Below are 19,513 nucleotides of genomic sequence, written 5' to 3' on the forward strand. Positions count from 1 at the left end.
GGACATGAACCGCGGCCTGGTCTGCCACGTGCTCCCCGCGCACGCGGGGATGATCCCGCGGCGAAGGCGGCGGCGGAGGTGCTGGCGCTGTGCTCCCCGCGCACGCGGGGATGATCCCCTGATCCACAATTTGTCGCCCGGCTTGAGCGGGTGCTCCCCGCGCACGCGGGGATGATCCCCGATGCGGCCAGGGCCGCGGGGGTGACGCCCTGTGCTCCCCGCGCACGCGGGGATGATCCCGTGAGATAGGTCTCTGTGGTGTCGTGATCCTCGTGCTCCCCGCGCACGCGGGGATGATCCCCAGTTGTTCGACGTCATGCATTCGATGACGTCGTGCTCCCCGCGCACGCGGGGATGATCCCGTGAGATAGGTCTCTGTGGTGTCGTGATCCTCGTGCTCCCCGCGCACGCGGGGATGGTCCCCGATCGAGAGCAAGAGCGACAGGCTCCTGCCTGTGCTCCCCTCGCACGCGGGGGTGGCCCCGCCCCGCAGGAATGCAAGCTGTGCAGGCCGTAGTGCTCCCCGCGCACGCGGGGATGGTCCCTCTACCGGTGCATCCCGTCCTGGTCGCCATCGTGCTCCCGGCACAGGCGGCGATAATCCCCAGCCTGTCGGCAGTTGCAGGCCAACCAGGCCACGCTTCATGCCTGCGCGGGATACCCGTATCAAGAGCAACAGCACCTGGTGCTGAACCTCGATCGATTGGCGGCGCTTCCGCAACTGAGTCTTGATAAGCGCTTCACCGCACACCTATGCTACAAATCGCATTCATTCAATCACTGAGAGTAAGGATGTGGAGTGGTGGCGATACGGCAATTGGGACGCCAACTAAGAGTTCTCGCCCTTCTCCTAACGCTGCCTGGAATTCCAGCCTGCGGAGCAGGAGAAGGGTCTGTCCTGCCACCTCGTCCCAGCTCACCATCCCCAGATGCGTCTGCTGCCCAACCGTCACTCAGTCAGCCGCACGAGATCATCCTGAAAACTTACGCCGATTACTGGGCAACGCTCGCCAAAGCAGGTCGGTTGACTCCGGATGAGGCACGCACATTACTCGCGCCCTACGTACGAGATGCCTATCTCAATCACCTTCTCGATGGCGTTCGCCATATGAAGGAGCAAGGGTGGGAGCCGTACGGCGAGGTCATCCCGCGCGTCAAGGAGGTGCGCGTCGGTGGGAAGCGTGCCGAGGTCATCGACTGCCAGGACACATCCCAGGCCGGCATGGCCGACCGCCGCACGCATCAGCTCATCCCCGGCACCATCAAGGCCAACTCGACGGCGAACATCAAGGCGGAATTGGAGCAGTCTGCCGATGGGCGGTGGCGCCTCGTCGGATTGAGCATCAGGGAGGCGGCGTGCACGCCACCCTCGTCCTGACCCCGCTCCTCGTAGCCACCGCCTTCGGCCCGGGTGTCCCCACGGACGACCACGGAGCCTTCCCATGGGGCAGCGGCTGGGTCGCGTACAGCAGCCATGAAGCCGGACACCAAGCCCGGTCCCCCAGAGGCGGCGGTAGCGGTGGCGGCGGGCTGGTCAACTGCCACACCATCGGCGGCGCGAACGGTGCCACCTACTTGCAGTGCGACCACGGACCCGACGGCCAACGGAACGTCTTCGAGGGCGTGACGCCCGGAGATCCTGCGGCACCTGCCGTTACGGCAGAGATGCTCCTGCAACAGGCACTCGGCCAGGTCAAGCCGCCTGCCCCGCGGATCGTGACTGCGCCACCACGCGGCAAGGACGGGCTGGTCGGCCTGCCGCACTTCTTCTGGGCAGAGCGAAGCCAGTGGCGCTCGATCAGCAAGCGAGCGACATCCGGGCCGGTGTGGGCCGAGGTTACGGCGACTCCGACGACCATGGTCATCCGTCCGGGCGCGGGACAGGCCACAGTGACGTGCAAGGGGCCCGGCACCCCGTACGACCCGTCCGCAGGCGACCAGAGAAGCGCCTGCTCGTACCTCTTCACCCGCTCCAGCGCCGGCCAGCCGGGCGCGCACTACCAGGTGACCGTCTCCGTCGTCTGGACGGCCGCGTGGACCGGCTCCGATGGTGCCGGCGGACCTTTGGCGCCGATGACGACGTCCACGACCTTTCCGCTGCGGATCGCCGAAGGCCAGGCATTGATCAAGAGGAGCTCCTGAATGGTCCGCAAGCCCATGCCCGCTCCACCTCAGCACGCCGAGAACGGCGTCGCCCCTCCGGTGCAGGTGCCGAAGCTGACGCCGCAGCCGCGCCAACGCCGCCGAGGATTGCTGCTCCTCGGCGTGCTCGTGGTGGCCGGCGGCGGAGTGATCAGCTATCAGACGATCACGGGCTTGAGCAATCGGGTGCCGGTACTCGTGATGACACATGATGTGGCCCCTGGCCGGCAGTTGACGGCGAACGACGTCACGACGACCACGGTGGGTGTGGACAACCTCGTATCGACGGTTCCTGCCCGCGATCTGCCCAGGGTGATTGGCAAGCAGGCCGTGACGGATCTCGTAGCGGGCATGCTCGTGCAGCCCAGGCTGCTCACCGACCAGATCGTCCCCGTCGTGGGCCAGCAACTCGTGCCCGTCGCGGTGAAGCCGAGCCGACTGCCGGCCCGCGGACTACATCCCGGGGACGCGATTCTCGTCCTCGCCACCCCGGAGAACCAGGCCATCCCCGCCGCCAGACCGGCTGTCAGGCCTGTCATCGAGGCGGTGGTCGACCAGGTCAAGGGGCCGGACACCGACGGTCTCATGGTCGTCGACCTCATCGTGAGCAGCTCGCAAGGCACGGAGCTCGCCGGTCTGGCGGCCAGTGGTCAGGTCGCCCTGGTCCTGAACCCTCGGAGCAGGTGAATGGCGACCTACGCGCTGATGAGCCCGGGCGGATCCCCAGGCGTGACCACGACCGCTCTTGCCGTCACCTACGCCTGGGGAGGCCGGGCCCTGCTCGCCGAGTGTGATCCCAAGGGCGGCAGCGTCCTTCAGGGATTCCTCGGCGGCCGGATGGAGGGGCTGCCCGGCGGCCTGCTGGAGTTCGCCCTGACCATTGCGCACCAGCCCGATCCAGCCGTCCTGTGGAAGTACGTCGTCTCTCTCGACCAGGATGCCCGCGAATGGCTCCTGCTCCCCGGAACGAGAGACCCGCGCCACGTGGCGCAGCTCGAAACCGCGTGGGACGCGATCGCGGCGGCGATCATGTCGGCCGGCGAGGGAGTCCTGGACGTCGTGCTGGACGTGGGCCAGATCGGCGGGCCGGACACCCCCATGCAACTGATCGCAGCGTCGGACCTGGCCCTGATGCTGTTGCACCCCTCCCTGCGCCAGGTCGCGGATGCCCGTCCCAGGCTGGACGCGCTCGGGCGCTATGTGGGCGCCCGGGTGCCGGTCGCTTTATGCCTGATCGGCGAAGGTGATTACACCGCCAAAGAGATCAGCGACGCGCTGTATGGCCTGCCCGTCATCGCGGGGATCCCGCACGACCCGAGGTCGGCCGCGGTGTTCTCGGACGGCAAACGGGCACAGCGCTCCTTCCGCCGGGCACCGTTGATGCGTGGGGCGTCGTTCCTTGCTGATGCGATGCGCCAGTACCTCGCCGGAGCGCAGCCAGCCGAAGGGATGGTGGCGCGATGAGCAGCTGGCCGCCTGGTGATGTCTGGCCTCCACGGCCCGTCACGGACCCCGCCGACCCCGGCCTGCTTCCCCGTACGGCGACTCCGGCGGAGGAACTCGACGACAAGGCATTCCGGGAAGCCGTGCTCGACATCACCGCCTCGATCGCCGACGACCTCAAGGACAGCGAGGATCGTGAATCTGCTCGACAGGTGATCCAGGCAGCGGTGCAGCGCTGGTCCCATGAGCGGCTGTCGGATGGCGTCGCAGTGAGCTTCGCGACCCAGCGCCGGCTCGTGCAGGCCGTCTTGGACGAGCGGTTCGAGCTTGGCGTGCTCACGCCGTACGTCAATGACAGCAGGGTCGAGAGCATCGACATCAACGGGTGCGACGAGGTCTGGATCACCTACAGCGACGGCACCTGCGAGCGCGGTCCGGCGGTCGCCGCCACCGACGACGAGCTGGTCAAGATGATCCAGATGTGGGCGCTCCACAAGAGCTACAACCCACGCGAGTTCTCGGCCGCAAGTCCACTACTCAACACGGCGCTCCGGCCGGGAGACGGAGAGGGCGGCGTGGGCGTACGGCTCAGCGCCACCATGGCCGTCACCAGCCGGCCGTACGCGAGCATCCGCTGCCACCGCCTGGTCGACGTCACCCTCGACGACCTGCTCCGGCTCGGCACCATCAACCGCAGCCTGTACGGCTTCCTTCGCGCGGCCGTGCTGGCCCGGCTGAACATCGTCATCACCGGCGGTACGGCATCGGGAAAGACCACGATGCTGCGCGCGCTGGCCTCGACGATCGACCCGGCGGAGCGGCTCGCCACGCTGGAGTCGGACTACGAGCTGTTCCTGCACAAACTGCGTCACCGCCACGAGAACGTAATCGCCTTCCAAGTGCGGCAGGCCAACTCCGAAGGCGCCGGAGCCGTCACGCTCAACGACCTGATCCCGCACTCCCTGCGTAAGCACATCAAGCGGATCATCGTCGGCGAGGTGCGTGCCGACGAAATCATCCCAATGTTCGAGGCGATGAACACCGGCCACCCGGGCTCGATGTGCACGATCCACGCGGACGGGACCGAAGAGATCTTTAACCGGATCGTCATGCTCTGGACGCGCGGAGTCGGTGCCCAGACTCCCCCTGAGGTCATCCACCTGAACACGGGGGAGACCATCGACCTGGTCGTCCACCTGCGAATGGATCCCGCGACCAACACACGCTTCGTTTCCGAGGTCCTCGAGGTGATGCCTCCGGCCGACAGCGAGCTGCCCAGCCGTAACCGCGTCTACAGCCCCACGGGACCAGGTGGCCGTGCGATGCCGGACATCACGCCTCAGTGCCTTCCCCAGCTCAAGGCCGTGGGCTTCGATCCGACGCTCCTCGACCCGTACGCCGCCATGTGGGAGGTGCGGTGAACACGCCTGCCCTGCTGGCCGGCCTCTGTACATCGGCTGTCCTGGGCGGAGTGATCTGCATCGTCATCAGTCTCATCGGACGGGGTCCTGATGAGCCGGTGCGACCTCCTTCCCGTTGGCTGGCGATCCGGAGGGCACTGATCGCTCGGCGGCGGCTTGTCGTGATTTCCTTCGTCGCCGCGGTCGCCGTTCTCGGTCTGACCGGATGGCCCGTTGCCGCATGCGCCACGGCGGTAGCCGTACTCGCTCTACCGAAGGTGGTGTCTGGCCGCACCGCCGCTCAGCAGATCCGGAAGCTCGAAGCACTGGAGCTGTGGACCCGACGCCTGGCCGATCTGCTGGTGGCCGGCCGAGCCCTGGAACAGGCATTAGAACAGAGCGCCGCCCGCAACCTCCCGCCCGCCATCACCGGACCGGTCTCCTCCCTTGCCCGTCGGCTCCGCGTCGCCCAGATGCCGACCGAGCAGGCGCTCCGGCTGTTCGCCGACGAGCTGAACGATCCGGTCGGAGACCGCATCGCAGCCGCCCTCATCCTGGTGGCCCGGCGACGGGGCAAGGGCGCCAGCGCGCTGCTGCACCAGCTCGCCCAGCTCGTCGCGAAGGACGTGAGCGACCGCCGGGAGGTCGAAGCCGCGCGAGCCGAGCATCGTACGACTGTGCGCTGGATCATCGGCATCCTCGTCGCGTTCACGGCTGTCGCGATCATCCAACGGTCCTACGTCGCGCCCTTCGGCACGCCGGTCGGACAGGTCGTCCTGGCCATGGTGGCAGGCCTGTACGGCGTGGCCCTGTGGTGGCTGCATCGGCTCGGCAGCTCCGCTGTCGGCCACCGCTTTCTCACGGACCCCGGGAAGCAGCAATGAACGTGCCGGCCGTGACCGCGGGGGCGATGATCGGCCTGGGCCTGGTCATCGTCGTTTCCGAGTTGGCTCCCGGGCCTCCCCATCTGAACGACGCGCTCGCACGACTCGACGGCGCTCGCCGTCCCAGTCCTCGCGGCCAGCTCACCGTACGGCTGTCACGCCTCCCCGTCCCGCGCGAGGACCTGGCGCTTCTCGGCATCAGCGTCGAGCGCTTCACTCTCCAGCGCGTCGCCTTTCTGCTGTTCGGCTTGGTGTTGCCTCTCCCCCTGACCATGCTGTGTACGCTCGCGGGCATCCCCCTGCCTTGGGCTGTGCCGGCCGGCGCTGGCGTACTGTGCGGGGCCCTGTTCGCCCTGGTCCCTGACTACGCCGCTCGGAGCCAGGCCCGGGAGCGCCGTCACGAGTTTCGCGCCGCTCTGGCGACGTACCTCGACATGGTCGCGCTGGAGCGATCCGCCGGAGCCGGGCCGCCCCAGGCCCTCCAAGCGCCAGCCGAGGTGTGCAAGGGCTGGGTGTTCCGCCGCATCGCCCAAGTCCTGGAGCATGCGAAACGAGCCGGTGAACAGCCGTGGCGTGGCCTCGCCCTCCTGGGCGAAGAAGTACGAATTCCGGAGCTGACCGAGCTTGCCGACATCGCCGAGGACGCCGGTTCGGAAGGCGCCCAGGTGCTGTCCACCCTCCTGGCCAAGGCGCAGTCCATGCGCACTACCGCGCTGTCCGAGGCCCGCGCCCGTGCCAACAGCCGGACCAGCGAGATGCCCATCGCCATTGGCATCTCGGTGTTCGGGTTCCTGGCGCTCGTGTGCTTTCCCGCCGTCTACCGAATAATGAGCTGAGGAGATGCCGCATGTCCCCTCTCCTGCCACCCGAGGCCACCTGCTGGCTCGCTCTCAAGAGGCTCCTGCTGGAGCGGCTCGAACGGGTCCGCCGGGATCCCGACAGGGGAGCCATGTCGGCCGAGGCAATGATCATCATTGCTGCGCTCGTGCTGGTGGCACTCACCGTCATGGGCATCGTCACCGCAAAGATCATTTCCAAGGCCAACTCGATCAACCTGTGACCCGCATTGTGAGGTGCAGGAACGATCAGGGATCCGTCTCCGCGGAAGTGATGATCGCGCTGCCAGCCGTCATGCTCACGATTCTCGTCTGCATGCAGCTTTGCCTGCTGTTCTTCGCCCAGTCGGTCGCTCTCGCCGCCGCTCAGCAAGGCGTACGGGCCGCGCGCGCCGACGGCGGTTCCCGTACGGCCGGCGCCAGCGTGGCCAGAAGTTACGCCGAGAGGACAGCCGGCGGGTTCCTGCACTCCATCGGTTCCAGCAGCCGCGGAGATGCGACGACCGTACGGATCACGGTCCAGGGGCAGGCACTCTCGCTCGTCCCGTTCCTGCCGTCGATCCAGGTTTCGGAGGAGGCCGCCGGAGCTGTCGAGCGCTTCACCACGCCAGGGCAGGCGTCATGAACGACCGCGGCAGCGCCACGGTGGAGGCGATGCTCGCCATCACAGCCATCTTTCTGGTCATCCTCCTTGGCGTGACCGGCGGGAGGATCACGGTCGCAAGCGCAGCGGTAGAGGCGGCAGCGCGCGACGCCGCCCGCCAGGCGTCCATCGCGCGGTCCGCCGCCGAGGCTGGCAGACGGGCTGAGGCGAGCGCCCGCGAGTCGTTGAGCAGCCAAGGTGTCCGGTGCGTCTCGGTAAGCGTTCGCGTGAGCACTTCGGGGTTCAGCCAGCCGGTGGGAAGCCCCGCGAACGTGTCCGCGACGGTCTCGTGCTCCGTACCACTGGATGACGTCGTCTTCCCCGGCCTGCCGGGCAGCGTCGCGCGCCGTGCCACCTTTACCAGCCCGCTTGATCCGTACCGAGGGAGGGAAGCATGAGGACCCTCTTCTTCGCTCCCGAGGCAGAGCGCGGGTCGATCACGCCGTACGCGCTCATCTTCATCGTGGTTCTCATGCTCTTCGTCGGCCTCTCCGTGGACGGAGGCGCCAAGCTGCGGGCCGGCTGGGAAGCAGTGGGCATCGCCGAGGAAGCGGCCCGCGCCGGAGCAGGACAGATCGACCGCCGTGCCGCCTACGAGGGCCGAGAGTTCACTATCGATCGCAGCGCCGCCGTACGCGCAGCTCAGGCATACATCCGAGCTTCAGGCCGCCCCGGGACCGCGGCGATCACAGGCCCCGGCTCGATCCGGGTGCGCATCACGGTCACCAAACGGACGTGGCTGCTCTCGTTGGTCGGTCTCTCCTCGGTGTCCATGACTGCAACCGCCACCGCTGACCTCGTCTCCGGCGTCGAAAGGCCGAACTGATGACGCTGTCCCGCCTGCTACGCGCGCTGGCCGCGACGATCGCACTCACCTACATCGTTGTCGGGTTTCCGATCCTCTTCTACCGACTCGCGGGCTCCCCGTTCCCTGATCACATCCCCACTGTTCAGGAGGTTGGTGAGAGGCTGACCGCTCGGGATGACGGCACCCTGTTCATCGCCGTCCTGAAGCTCGTCACCTGGGGAGCGTGGGCGGCGTTCTCGCTCTCGGTGCTCTGCGAGATCGGTGCTCGGCTCACCGGGGCAAGGTTCGTCCCTCGGTTGCCGGGTCTGGGTGGGCTGCAGCGTCTGGCTGCCTATCTCGTGGCTTCCGCCTCGCTCGTCGCCACCGCTCCAGCGGCGATGGCGGCGGAGGCGACTCCACCGCCTGTCGTCACCATGGCACCATCGCACGCTCTCGGTGGTGACGTCGTCTCGGACGAGCCGTCCCCGGCGCAGGAGCCCGTCTATCAGGTGAAGCAGGGCGACAGCCTGTGGGAGATCGCCGACGACAAGCTGGGCAGCCCGCGACGGTGGAAACAGATATGGAAGATTAACGCCGGCTCCGCCCAGCCCGACAGGCACAGATTCACCGATCCATCGGTCATCCACCCTGGTTGGAAGCTTCGGCTCCCGCACCAGGTCAGAAAGCCTGAGCGCGACGCGTCCCACCCTCTGGAAAACCAACAGGCGACGAGGCCCGCTTCTCAGCCTCCTGCTGTCCACGTCGAGGGCGGGCATGAGCTGACAGGGTCCGCTCCGCCGCCGGTTCACGGCTCTGTGGAACAGGACGGCCGCAGTGCCGTCGAACTGGAGTCAGGCTCTCTTGTGGCCTTGGGCTATGCGGCGGGCATCAGCACGGCATACGTGGCCAACCGGCTGCGTCGGCGTCGGCGTCACACCCCGCCGCCGGCATCCGATCCCGTCGTCGTCACGCCTGAGCCGAAGCCAGATCCTGCTGTGGCCGAAGTCCGCCGCGCTCACGTGCGCAGTTTCACCCAGCGCGGCGAGCAACCTCCCTCTGACATCGAACTCCTGCGCGACACGCACTCGATCGACGTGCCACAGAACCTCCCCATCGGAAGGCGCGCCGACGGGTCTCCTGTCGGGATCGCATTCACTGGCCCCGGGCTCAGCCTTACCGGAGACGGCGCCCAGGACGTCGCCCGCTACCTCCTGGTCGACATGGTCCGGCAGTCGAGCAACTTCCGCATCGAGGTCGTGGTGTGCAGTGAGCTGGCGGAGTGCATCTCCGGGATTCCGGCAGAGGAACTGGGCGCGATGGGCGACTCGCTACCTGGCCTGATGGTCGCGCCCACAGCGGATGCCGCGCTCCAGCACTTCGAGCAGACGTACTTCACGAGGAAGCGCATGCTGCTCGAACGCGAGGCGAGCAACATCGAGGAACTGCGCGATCGGGATCCCGGAGAGGTTCTACCGACCATCGTCCTCATAGCCGAAGTCGACGATGAAGTATTCGACCGGGTCTCCGCTCCCCTCGTCACCTCCTCGACGACAGGAGTCGCCGCACTGCTCCTCGGCGACTGGCCATGCGGCACGACCTGCGACATCAGCGAGGATCACCAGGTCGTCAAGGTCGAGGGCCAGCTCGCCGACGCGATCTCCGGTGCCGATCTCTTCCACATCGCCGAGGACGAAGCCGCAGCGCATCTGCGAGAGCTACTGCGAGAGGAGGAGCCGGCGGTCGTCGTGGAAGAGCCGTCGCAGAGCTCAGCCCCCGAAGTCTCGGTTGGCCCGCAGTTAGTTCGCCTTTCGGTGCTGGGCCCTCCCACCATCCATGTGCGCGGTCGGTCGAAGCCGCTTGAGCTGGGCTGGCTTCAGCTCAACGCGCTCGTGTATCTCGCTCTCCATCCTTCAGGAGTCACTCGCGACCAGCTCACGACAGCCCTGTGGCCGGACGAAACCGGCAAGGACGTTCACAACACACTGCGACATCTTCGAAATGCGCTGGTCACTGCCACTGGCTATGAGAATCCCGATCGGAAGCGGGCGCCATTCATCAATGCATCGACCACTCAGGACGGCGCGACCTACCGCATCGATCCAGCACTGGTCAGCGTCGATCTCTGGGATTATCAGGCGGCTCTGGAGGAACTGAAAGCGGCCTCCGAGCCTGGCGCCAAGCTGTCGGCGCTCCAGAAGGCCGCGGACTCGTGCAGCGGGGAGTTGGCGCACGGCCTGGAGACAGAGTGGCTCGACGAGCACCGCTACCCTCTTACCCGTTCTCAGGCCGACGTCCTGAGCCAACTCGCCGAACTGTGCGGGGACGGCGATCCCGAGCAGGCACTGAATGCCCTGGAGAGAGCTCGCGCGCTGGATCCCGACACCGAGGAGACGTACCTCCACATCATCCGCCTGCAACTGAGCCTTAGACGCAGAGACGACGCGCGGAGGACCGCCAAGCTGCTCCGCCAGCACCAAACCGGCCTAGGAATTCCGTCCAGCCCAAGAACAGAGAAAGCTCTTGCTACGCTATTCACCGGTTAGGGCAGCCCTGACGCCCCCTTTCTCAAGCGACCACGCCCGGGGACTTCCGGCCCCGCAATATAAGCCCTTAACCTCTACAACGCCGGAGAGGGTGTTCGGGTGCGGCTGCAGGCTCAGCCAAACCGCCCAAAAGTGGTTCTGATGTCTATGTCCGGCCAGCGCTGTACGCTTCCGCGACTAGCTCCGAACAATTCCCTCCCGCTTCTAAGCATGTTTTCCCCTTTCAGGGCATCAGAAAAGGCGATTAGGTCGATACTTCCAATATCGCTTTCAAGGGGAGGGCCGATCGTTTCGCCGGTCTTGACGTCACACAGATAAATCTTCGCTCCGCTCGAAAAGGCAACTATTTCCGCATTAGGATGGAATGCGATCGCCTTGACGGAGACGGGTCTGACGGCGCAGGTCGCGAGGGTACGGTTGGCGCGTACGTTCCACACCTGGACCTTCTGACCGACAGAAAAGGCGATACTTTTACCATCAGGACTGACTGCGACCTTTTCGGGTCTGACCCCTCGGTATAGAGGGTCGGCCATACCCCACCCTGCCACGGCCGTACCTGCCGGTAAACGCCATGTTCTTACCGTACCATCACGACTCGCACTGACTAGAGAGGTGCCATCCTGGCTAAATTGAAGCGCAACAACCGAGCGAGAGTGACCGACGAGTATATCGTACGACAATCCGGTGCGAGTGTTCCACAAGTCTATGATCCCGGCGCTACCGGCAGTGGCCAGCTTTATGCCATCAGGGCTAAGCGCGGCTGCAGTGACAGCGCCCACTTTTTCCTTAAGCTTTCTGCTACTGCCCAAATCCGACACGTAGAGGGTGCCAGTATCATCAGTACCGACAAGGGTCTTGCCATCAGAGCTGATCGCAAGAGGTGATAACACTGCCGAACTTGTAACAGTCGAATCGGGAGACCTAGTCACCGCACTTCTGGTTGCGAATGAGCTGCTAGTTCTCGGTGTGTCTGTGGTTCCGGTGACGGAATCAGCCGCCAAGAGGGGAATCACTGTACTGACTCCTGCTGCGATGGCCGCAGCAGTCAAGGAAATTATGGCACGACGCCGAGTCAGCATCGGCTTAATAGTTGATGCCGACCGGGCATTAAGGGGAACAGCTTGAGAAGTATTCTTAAGAGTAGCCTGACTAGAGCGCTGCAAAGGGTCGGCAGCGACTGTGCAGTCTAGGTGAATGGTAGCCGCGTTACGGGTGAAGGGGAAACTATGTGCGGTGTCGGTGCCTCGCTGATTTGGATCGGGGAGCCCGCGAGCGCGCAAGCGACGACGCAGTGCAAGATACAGGGTGCCTAGAGTGAGCGGATCGGGTTGGCCGGGGATCCCAGTGCGTACCAGATCCAGTAATTCGCCAGTGAAGGATGTGCACGCGCCGACCTGCAAATCAGGGGGCGGAACATGCGCTGCCAAATCAGCCGCGGTCAGCGTATAGACGCCGCGAACATCAGATGCGTCAGCGAGTATCGCACCCGGGTCAGCGAGTGTTTCAGCCCGAATGACCTGCCCTGAGTAACAGCAGTCCAGGATAGAGGCTTTCACTAGGGCTAAGCTGTCACGGAACGCCTCCCGGACGCGGTTGTATTCCAGGCCCGTCAGGTCGGGGGCATCGGCTTCGGTGTCAGCAAGGGTCAGGCACAGGTCCCCTCGTGGGGTAAGGGTACCGTGGCCTACGTAGTAGAGCAGGAATACCTGGCTGGTCTCCTGGGCCAGTCGCCGGATCAACTTGGCCACTGCCCGGTTGTCGACTGGATTGGCCAAGACCTCCACCCGCGCTTCTGGCCAGCCACACAACTCTGGATCAGTCAGTACCTCGTACATGCCTTTCAGGCTGTTGGCTGCCGCGGGAATATCAGTGTAATTATCGTCTCGGTAGGCGGAGACACCTATCAGGATCGCGCGGCAACCCGCCCACTGCGAATCAAGCCTCATCGCCGCCTGTGTTCCCGGGCGCGTGATCGGAAACCGCAGGCCGACGGGTGACATCCTGTTCAAGGACTTTTTCTAGCAGCGGTAGCGGATTGCTGACTCGCTTGGCTTCTACAGTGACGGTGCCGTCGTCAGTGGTGACGGTGATGCTTACGTCGGAATGCCGGTTGGCCAGCCACGCGGTCAGCGCTCGGGCTAGTGCGATCCCTGCCCCGCTGGAACTCAGGGTCACCGTTAGCAGTTCGATGATCCCGCCAAGCTCCTCTGGCTGCAGTGGGCGGCGCACACTCCGAACCCGGCCTTGCAGCTCGCGCTGGGAGTTCAGCCAGTTGGTCAGCGAGATGATCTCACTCACCACATCAGCGGCGTGGACTCGGATTTGTGCCTTCACACACGCTCCTTAGCTTGTGTAGGCGCGCCCGCCGAAGCAGGGGAACGTTCCGAATCGAGATTTTTTCAGGAGATCGCCTTCGCGTGAAGTGGCTTGGCCAACCCGCAACATTGTCGGCTTGAGCCCCTCCCCGCCTCAGGGTCCGGGTGCACGACGAAGCCATATCCCGACGAAACGTCGAGGTGGGAGGCCGCCCTCCACTGATCCCTGCTTCCTGTCCGAATGCAGCTCGCAGGAGAGCAGACCCGCTACCAGAACCTCGCCGAGCGCCGCCGTCGCCAGGACCGTATGCCAGCGGGTCCAGCTGCAGAGGGCGTCGTGGTGTCTACTGAGGCGCTGGGCTCGCTTGCATCGCGGCTAGCCCCCGCCAACTCAGGCGGCCTGGTACTCGTTTTTCCACGGGTTCGAGGGCTCAGAGAAGTATCGGAGGGCGAAGTCGAGTCACCAGCCAATCTGCATACCGTAGGTGTACGACTACTTTCCGCGCCAATACCCATACACCATCAGGTCGCGGTTCTCGTCTTTCGATGCCTCCGCCCTACGATCCGAGTGGAGGTTACTTCGCTTGGCCGAGGATGACGTTGGCAAGGGCGTCGGCGGCGTCGGGTCGGCCTAGGGCTTTGGCGGCAACGGTCATGCGCGCCCGGAGGCCGGGATCGGAGAGAAGTTTGTCGAGTTCGGCCAGGAGTTGCTGAGGGCTCGGGTCGGGTTCGAGTAGGGCGCGAGCGGCTCCGGCACCGACGAGGTAGCGGGCGTTGTTGCGCTGTTCGTCTCCGGCGGCGGGGACGAGGGGGATGAGGACGGACGGCTTCCCGACCGCGACCAGCTCGGCAACGGTTCCCGCGCCGCTGCGGGAGACGACGACGTCCGCAGCGGCATACACATCGGGCAGTTCCTCGCTGACGTACGCCGTGGGGTGGTAGCGCTCGCCGACCTCGGCAGGGAGGTCGGCGGCGACCTCGGTGAGATGGCCGATCCAGTCCCGGCCGCACTGGTGAAGCACCTGGGCATGCGTAAGCAGCGTGGGCAGTATCCGCTCGATCAGGGTGTTGATCTGCCGGCTGCCCTGGGCGCCGCCGGTCACGTAGACGAGCCGCAGATCCGGGGCTAGGCCATACCGCTCGTGCGCCCGGGCGGGGTTTCCGCGCAGGAGCTGGGGGCGGATGGGGTTGCCCGTGACCACGGCTCGTGCGCGGGCCCGCGCAGGGAGGTGGTCGATGGAGGTGGGGTGGGTGAGAGCGACCGTCGTGGCCACGCGAGCCAGGATGCTGTTGGCGAGGCCGAGTGAGGTGATCTGCTCGTGCATGACCAGAGGACGGCCGAGAAGGCGAGCGGCGAGGCCGAGGGGCACGCTGACGTACCCTCCCGTCGACAACACCACATCGGGCCGGTAGCGGGCGGCTATGCCGGCCGCCTGCAGAACGCCAATCGGGATCTTGAAGAGGTCGATCACGTTCTGGCCGAGCTCACGGAGGCTGGGTGAGCGTCTGACCTTGCCCGCGCTGATCGCCTTGAACGGGATGTGGTGCTCCGCGGCGATCCGCGCTTCCAGGCCGTCTGCCGTACCGACCCACAGCACATCCACACCGCGGCTTTGCGCCGCGGCGTGCTGGCGGACGGCCGTGATGGTCGTGAGCGCGGGGTAGGTGTGTCCGCCGGTCCCGCCTCCGGTTACGAGCATCCGGATCTTCCGCGCGGCTGTCATGCGGTCGTCTCCTCCTTGTGTACGGCAAGGCCGAAGCGAGCACCGGCCTGGTGGATCGTTTCGGGGGTCTTGATCGGCACCCACTGTTCCACGGGTACGGCCATGCCCTGGTGTCCGCGGGCGAACAACACGCTCATGGAGACCTCGTAGTACCCCAAGTCCGCAAGCGTGGCAGTCAGCTCTCGGACGAGGCGGGTGCCGTTGATGCGGTGAACCCAGATGTTGGCCCAGGCTCCAGGCGGGCAGCCGCCGGCAGGGCGCTCGACGATTCTGGTGACGCGGAAATCGGGGCCGAGGGTGAGCATGCCGCCGATGAAGGTGCTCTGGAGCACCGCGGTTGTCACAGCGATCGGCGACGGGCAGGCGGCCAGCCGCTCATAGGTGTCGTCGGGGACCATGTCGGTGATCCCGCTCACGAACACGGAGCCGGCCGTACGGACACGCCGCAGTCCGGTGAGTGCGGCACCATCCGCGGTGAGGCCCTCCTGCAAGCAAACCTTGACGTCGCGATAACCGGTGGCAGCGACGTCCGCCTTGATTTGCTGCAGGTTCCCCGGATTCGCGATGACCAGGAAGCGGTGAACCCCCGCGCGGGCAGCCTGGCGCATGTGTCGTTGCAGCAAGGTCTCGCCGCCCAACCGAACGGTCGCCTTGTCGCGGCCGAGGCGGGTGCCACTGCCTCCGGCGAGCAGGATGGCGATCATAAGCTGGTCTTTCACCTCTCCAGGTCTTCTGCCAGAAGGCAGTGCTTCAGGGCGTCCGCCACGGTCATGCAGTCGGCTGTGCTGAGCGAGGGATGGAAGGGGAGGAACAGCGTACGCACCAGCAAGTCCCGAACCTCACCCCAGCCCTCTTCGCCCTGGTGGACCGCGAGGGTCGGGTAGTCGAACCACGGCCGGTCGAACATGACCGTGCTGGCGACCCCATGCCTCGCGAGCCTTTCCCGTAGGTCAGGCATCGGGTGCGGAAGGTGAACGGCGTAGCGGCTCTGGGTGGCCTGAGGGGTACGGCCCGGCATCACGACGGCCGGGGGGAGAGCTTGTTGGTAGGTCTCCGCGACGCACTGCAGGCAGGCACGTAGAAGTTCACGCTGCTCCCACTGGTGATAGGCGATCACCGCTTCGATCTCGCTCATCCCCCGGAAGCGGTAAATGCTGTCACCGACCGCCCATCGGTGTTCCTGCCCGCTGTGCGAACGACGGGCGGCGATTCGCTTGGCGAGAAGCTCATCGCGCGTCAGTACGGCTCCGCCGCCGCTCCCGCAGATCGGTTTCGTCGGCGCGAACGACATGATCGTGACATCTCCCCAGGCCCCTGGCCCGGATCCGGGCCTTGGGCCGGGGAGGAGATAGGCACAGTCTTCGATCACCAGGCACCCTCGCGCGCGAAGCGCGCCGATGGCAGCCTCGGCGTGTCCACCGACCATCCCACCGTGGTGAATCCAGATCACCACCGCCCGCCCGTCGACGGTGCCTGGATCGATGAGCGGAGCGAGCCGTACGGGATCGACGGGTACTGGCACCGGAACACGGCCGAGCCTGGCGACAAGACCCGGGATCGCGACGAAGCAGTTGGCCGGGACCAGGACCGGGCGGCCCACGAGGTCGAGGTCCTCAAGGATGAGTTCGAGGGCGTCCATCCCGCTCCCGACGACAACGGCATGGCGGTTCCAGTCGACGCCGAGACGCTCCTCCAGCCTTCTCGTATGCGGACCACCACGAAGTAGACCTGAGTCGATGATCCTCGCGACGTCATCGCTGATGGCGTCGCGGACCTCCGGCAGGACGAGCGTCCTCCAGGACTCGATCTTCGTCATGCCTGCTCCCCTGACGTGAGGATCCGCCCAGCCTGCGAACCGCAGTTCATCAGCAGGTCGAGGACGCTCAGGTTGTCCAGGAAGCCCTCGTGGAGCTGGGGATAGCGCGGTGGGCGATAGCCCTGCCAGCGCAGTTCAATCCCCGCCACCTCCAGGACCTCAGGGTCGAGGTATGACGCGCAGCCGTCGCCCGCGAGGTAGGTGGCCGCCCCGAGACGGCGGCAGATCTCCGCGAGGAGGGCGGTTTTCTTCTGCCTGAACGCACCGAGGCTACTGCTGAGCACCCACGGCGTGGTGATGCCGAGCATCCGGGTCAGATGGAGATCGCAGGCCAGGTTCAGCATGCCGAGGTTGGTCCACGGGTGGTGGTACAGCAGGCCGAGCAGCTCCGTGCACATGTCCAGATGGAGGGCTCGTGTGTAGGCCTGCCGGACCGTGGCCTCATGCCGCCTCTGCCAGTCGGCTCCTGGCGCGATGGAAGCCCCGCGGATGGGACCGCCGCGAGAGCGGCGCGCGACGGGAACGGTCAGCCGCGTACGACCGGTGCTGGTCTTGATGTAGTTGCGGTTCTGCCATCCAGGAGTGAATGCGACGTGGTCGAGGTAGACGAACAGGTCGGCACGCCGCATCTTGTCGAAGAACCCCGGATATGGCAGGTAGTGAGGCTGATGAATCGCGACGACGAGGCCCATCAGGCGATCTCCTTGCCGGCCCGCGAGACGAGCTGATGGGCGCAGCTGAGCGCCGCAGCGACCGTCTGCCCCATGTCGAGGTAGAAGTCGGCGCCCGCGCCTCGGCCGGCGAACACCACGCCGGTGGTGGCGTCGGACAGTTCTCGGTAACGGCGTATCAGCGCCGTGTTGGCAGGGGTGCGCAGCACGAATTCGACGACATGCTCCCCGTCGCCCGCTCGCTCGGTCCCGACCAGGGCTACAGCAGAAGCCTGGTTCCAGGGCAGCAGGTCGGGCCGATGCGTGCGGTAGTGAGGAGTAGCCGCATCGGCGTGCGTCGTCACCGGAACGCCGGGAACCTGGTTGGCCTCACGCCAATTCAGGGCGACTCGTCGGCGTGCCAGCTTGCCGTACCGGTGGCCGAAGTAGGCGTCGAGCGGTCCGGTATAGACGCAGGCGTGCCGTGAACGCGGCCACGGCCCTCGATGGCTCACGTACAGGTCGATCAGTGGGGAGCTGACCATGCGGGTGAACATCGCCCCGTAGCCGTCGGCGGGCAGTCCTTCGAACCGCCGCCGGTGATAGCCGTCCTCGTCGTCGAAACGCATCGCGAAGCGGCTGGTGAAGACTGCGGCATCAAGCTGGGACGGATGCACACCCCATTGCTTGGTCACGTACGCGGCGACGAACATCTCGTACAGCCGCGGACCGAGGCTGGCCAGCGCGACGTCCTCGACGGTCACCGGCAGGCGATTCCGGTACGGCGCGGCGTCTCGATCCACGCTCCGACGCGCCTCTTCGGGGTTGAATTCCTGCCCGTAACAGTGACGGATCGCCGTGAGCCCGATCGGCATCGGGATCAGATATCCATCGACCAGGGCGTGAACCGTGTGCCGATAGTCGATCCAGTCGGCGAAGCGCGACAGATACCGCCAGATGCCGGGGTCATCGGTGGCCATGACGTGGGTGCCGTACGGGCAGAACTCGATCCCGGTGGAGTGGCGTTCCGAACGGCACAGGCCGCCGATCCGCGCGTCGCGTTCCACAAGTGCGACGCTCAGACCATGTTCGGCCAGGTGCTGAGCGGAGACGATGCCGAACAGGCCGGCTCCGATGATGACCACGTCGTACGTCATAGGAACCACGCGTGGCGAGAGGCGAACTCGTCGGCCGGCGGCCTGGGCAGGGCGCCGTCGCGCCAGGCATCGATGGCCATTGTCTGCTTGATGTGTCGGCAGCCGGTGGCGAAGCAGCGGCTCGAGGCCATGGAGCCGATGAGCCGTTGGGCGACCTGACGGTGCCGTTCACCTCCCCAGATGTCCTCCAGGTCGTCTTCCTGAAGGGTGCCGATGAGGTAATCGGGCCTTCCCCACTGGGGTCCGCACGCGTACACCTCGCCGTTCGCCAGGACCCAGCAGTTCAGCCCGATCGCCACCGTCCAGCACCAGTGATGGTCCCCGGCCACCCCCTTGTCGCCCATGATGAGATCGAGCTGGTCGAGCCAGGCGCTGATCCCCTGGTCCTTCGCGAATGTGCTCAGCAGCTCGCGGAACTCCGCGCGTTGGGCGTCATCGAGGGTGAACCCGCCGATGCCCTCGTAGTCGTCGACCAGGCGGAGATGGATGTTGTCGAAGCCCGTCGAAACCGCCCAGTCGTAGATGCGGGGCAGCCAGGTGTAGTTGCGGTTGTTGATCAGCACCTTGGCGTTGACGACGGGAGTGCCGAGGCCGGCCCTGTCCCGGGCGTCCAGGATCGCTCGTACGGCGCGGGTCATCGCGGTGTGTCCGCCGCGGCCACCTGCGACCTCCATATAGGTGGCGTCGTCGTAGCCGAACACGGCGGCCTCGATGAACGTCATCTTGGCCAACACGTCGGCGCGGGCGAGGACATGACCTTTGACCAGGTTCGAAGCCATGCCGGCGCGGGCCTGCTCCGGCAGCCCCGCTATGTAGTCGGCGATCCTTCCACCACGCCACAGGGTGGGCTCTCCGCCGCCGCAGTACTGGACGCCCCGCACACCCATCCGCGCGATCGAGGCATGCAGGCGATCCATCATCTCGGTGCTCATGCCGGCAAATCCGTACTGCTCGTTGCGAGTCTGGGCGTAGCAGTGGACGCAGGCGATGTTGCAGGCCATCGTCGGGTACAGCTCCAGTGACCACGGTGCGGGCCGGATGGCGATTCCGCCGTCGAAGACGTCAGGGTCGACGGCCTTCGCCTCGGCCGCCGCGTAGAGGGCTTTGACCCCTGACCAGTAGCCGGCAGGTCTGGCCGTTGCCGTGATGAGCTCGAATCCCTTCATCAGGACC

Annotated in this window: 20 protein-coding genes; 12 read left to right on the forward strand and 8 right to left on the reverse strand. The window is 66.0% G+C overall.

Annotation, left to right across the window (positions count from 1 at the left end; translation table 11 throughout):
* Positions 1 to 1,108: 1,108 nt before the first annotated feature.
* The 12 genes from ACGFIB_RS09260 to ACGFIB_RS09315 all read left to right on the forward strand — a co-directional run bounded on the left by ACGFIB_RS09260 (position 1,109) and on the right by ACGFIB_RS09315 (position 10,678).
* Positions 1,109 to 1,378: a hypothetical protein gene (locus ACGFIB_RS09260; RefSeq protein WP_393369915.1), complete on the forward strand. Its 270-nt coding sequence runs from the start codon at positions 1,109 to 1,111 to the stop codon at positions 1,376 to 1,378.
* Positions 1,357 to 2,142 (forward strand): hypothetical protein, encoded by a 786-nt coding sequence (locus ACGFIB_RS09265; RefSeq protein WP_393369917.1) that lies wholly within the window; start codon positions 1,357 to 1,359, stop codon positions 2,140 to 2,142. The genes ACGFIB_RS09260 and ACGFIB_RS09265 overlap by 22 nt, the downstream gene beginning before the upstream one ends.
* 66 nt (positions 2,143 to 2,208) lie before the next feature.
* Complete coding sequence (locus tag ACGFIB_RS09270; RefSeq protein WP_393369919.1) at positions 2,209 to 2,829, forward strand: SAF domain-containing protein; 621 nt, start codon at positions 2,209 to 2,211, stop codon at positions 2,827 to 2,829.
* Positions 2,830 to 3,606: a hypothetical protein gene (locus tag ACGFIB_RS09275; protein ID WP_393369922.1), complete on the forward strand. Its 777-nt coding sequence runs from the start codon at positions 2,830 to 2,832 to the stop codon at positions 3,604 to 3,606.
* On the forward strand, positions 3,603 to 5,006 hold the full coding sequence (locus ACGFIB_RS09280; protein ID WP_393369925.1) for a CpaF family protein: 1,404 nt from the start codon (positions 3,603 to 3,605) through the stop codon (positions 5,004 to 5,006). Before ACGFIB_RS09275 ends, ACGFIB_RS09280 begins: the two co-directional genes overlap by 4 nt.
* Complete coding sequence (locus ACGFIB_RS09285) at positions 5,003 to 5,869, forward strand: type II secretion system F family protein (protein WP_393369928.1); 867 nt, start codon at positions 5,003 to 5,005, stop codon at positions 5,867 to 5,869. The genes ACGFIB_RS09280 and ACGFIB_RS09285 overlap by 4 nt, the downstream gene beginning before the upstream one ends.
* Positions 5,866 to 6,705: a type II secretion system F family protein gene (locus tag ACGFIB_RS09290; protein WP_393369931.1), complete on the forward strand. Its 840-nt coding sequence runs from the start codon at positions 5,866 to 5,868 to the stop codon at positions 6,703 to 6,705. Before ACGFIB_RS09285 ends, ACGFIB_RS09290 begins: the two co-directional genes overlap by 4 nt.
* A gap of 11 nt (positions 6,706 to 6,716) precedes the next feature.
* Positions 6,717 to 6,929, forward strand: a complete 213-nt coding sequence (locus ACGFIB_RS09295) for a hypothetical protein (protein WP_393369934.1) — start codon at positions 6,717 to 6,719, stop codon at positions 6,927 to 6,929.
* An 8-nt stretch (positions 6,930 to 6,937) separates the two neighbouring features.
* Positions 6,938 to 7,330: a TadE family protein gene (locus tag ACGFIB_RS09300; RefSeq protein WP_393370059.1), complete on the forward strand. Its 393-nt coding sequence runs from the start codon at positions 6,938 to 6,940 to the stop codon at positions 7,328 to 7,330.
* Positions 7,327 to 7,746: a TadE/TadG family type IV pilus assembly protein gene (locus ACGFIB_RS09305; protein WP_393369937.1), complete on the forward strand. Its 420-nt coding sequence runs from the start codon at positions 7,327 to 7,329 to the stop codon at positions 7,744 to 7,746. Before ACGFIB_RS09300 ends, ACGFIB_RS09305 begins: the two co-directional genes overlap by 4 nt.
* A complete protein-coding gene (locus ACGFIB_RS09310; RefSeq protein ID WP_393369940.1) occupies positions 7,743 to 8,174 on the forward strand; it encodes a pilus assembly protein TadG-related protein in 432 nt (143 codons plus the stop codon). The genes ACGFIB_RS09305 and ACGFIB_RS09310 overlap by 4 nt, the downstream gene beginning before the upstream one ends.
* Positions 8,174 to 10,678 carry a tetratricopeptide repeat protein gene (locus tag ACGFIB_RS09315; protein WP_393369943.1) on the forward strand — a complete coding sequence of 835 codons (2,505 nt, stop codon included), beginning with the start codon at positions 8,174 to 8,176 and terminating at the stop codon, positions 10,676 to 10,678. Before ACGFIB_RS09310 ends, ACGFIB_RS09315 begins: the two co-directional genes overlap by 1 nt.
* A gap of 113 nt (positions 10,679 to 10,791) precedes the next feature.
* Here the strand turns inward: ACGFIB_RS09315 and ACGFIB_RS09320 are convergent, their stop codons facing one another.
* The 8 genes from ACGFIB_RS09320 to ACGFIB_RS09355 all read right to left on the reverse strand — a co-directional run bounded on the left by ACGFIB_RS09320 (position 10,792) and on the right by ACGFIB_RS09355 (position 19,506).
* Entirely contained in the window at positions 10,792 to 12,678 is a 1,887-nt protein-coding gene (locus tag ACGFIB_RS09320) for a caspase, EACC1-associated type (protein WP_393370062.1), read from the reverse strand.
* Complete coding sequence (locus tag ACGFIB_RS09325; protein ID WP_393369946.1) at positions 12,614 to 13,012, reverse strand: effector-associated constant component EACC1; 399 nt, start codon at positions 13,010 to 13,012, stop codon at positions 12,614 to 12,616. The genes ACGFIB_RS09320 and ACGFIB_RS09325 overlap by 65 nt, the downstream gene beginning before the upstream one ends.
* 556 nt (positions 13,013 to 13,568) lie before the next feature.
* On the reverse strand, positions 13,569 to 14,717 hold the full coding sequence (murG, locus tag ACGFIB_RS09330) for an undecaprenyldiphospho-muramoylpentapeptide beta-N-acetylglucosaminyltransferase (protein ID WP_393369949.1): 1,149 nt from the start codon (positions 14,715 to 14,717) through the stop codon (positions 13,569 to 13,571).
* Positions 14,714 to 15,421: an NTP transferase domain-containing protein gene (locus tag ACGFIB_RS09335; RefSeq protein ID WP_393369951.1), complete on the reverse strand. Its 708-nt coding sequence runs from the start codon at positions 15,419 to 15,421 to the stop codon at positions 14,714 to 14,716. The genes murG and ACGFIB_RS09335 overlap by 4 nt, the downstream gene beginning before the upstream one ends.
* 11 nt (positions 15,422 to 15,432) lie before the next feature.
* A complete protein-coding gene (locus ACGFIB_RS09340) occupies positions 15,433 to 16,533 on the reverse strand; it encodes a DegT/DnrJ/EryC1/StrS family aminotransferase (protein WP_393369954.1) in 1,101 nt (366 codons plus the stop codon).
* Positions 16,530 to 17,225, reverse strand: coding sequence for a WbqC family protein (locus tag ACGFIB_RS09345; protein ID WP_393369956.1), 696 nt, complete (start codon positions 17,223 to 17,225; stop codon positions 16,530 to 16,532). The genes ACGFIB_RS09340 and ACGFIB_RS09345 overlap by 4 nt, the downstream gene beginning before the upstream one ends.
* Positions 17,225 to 18,340 carry an FAD-dependent oxidoreductase gene (locus ACGFIB_RS09350; protein WP_393369959.1) on the reverse strand — a complete coding sequence of 372 codons (1,116 nt, stop codon included), beginning with the start codon at positions 18,338 to 18,340 and terminating at the stop codon, positions 17,225 to 17,227. The genes ACGFIB_RS09345 and ACGFIB_RS09350 overlap by 1 nt, the downstream gene beginning before the upstream one ends.
* Positions 18,337 to 19,506 (reverse strand): radical SAM protein, encoded by a 1,170-nt coding sequence (locus ACGFIB_RS09355; protein ID WP_393369962.1) that lies wholly within the window; start codon positions 19,504 to 19,506, stop codon positions 18,337 to 18,339. Before ACGFIB_RS09355 ends, ACGFIB_RS09350 begins: the two co-directional genes overlap by 4 nt.
* Positions 19,507 to 19,513 lie beyond the last annotated feature (7 nt).

Source organism: Microbispora bryophytorum, assembly GCF_043197435.1.
GTDB classification, from domain to species: Bacteria; Actinomycetota; Actinomycetes; order Streptosporangiales; family Streptosporangiaceae; genus Microbispora; species Microbispora bryophytorum.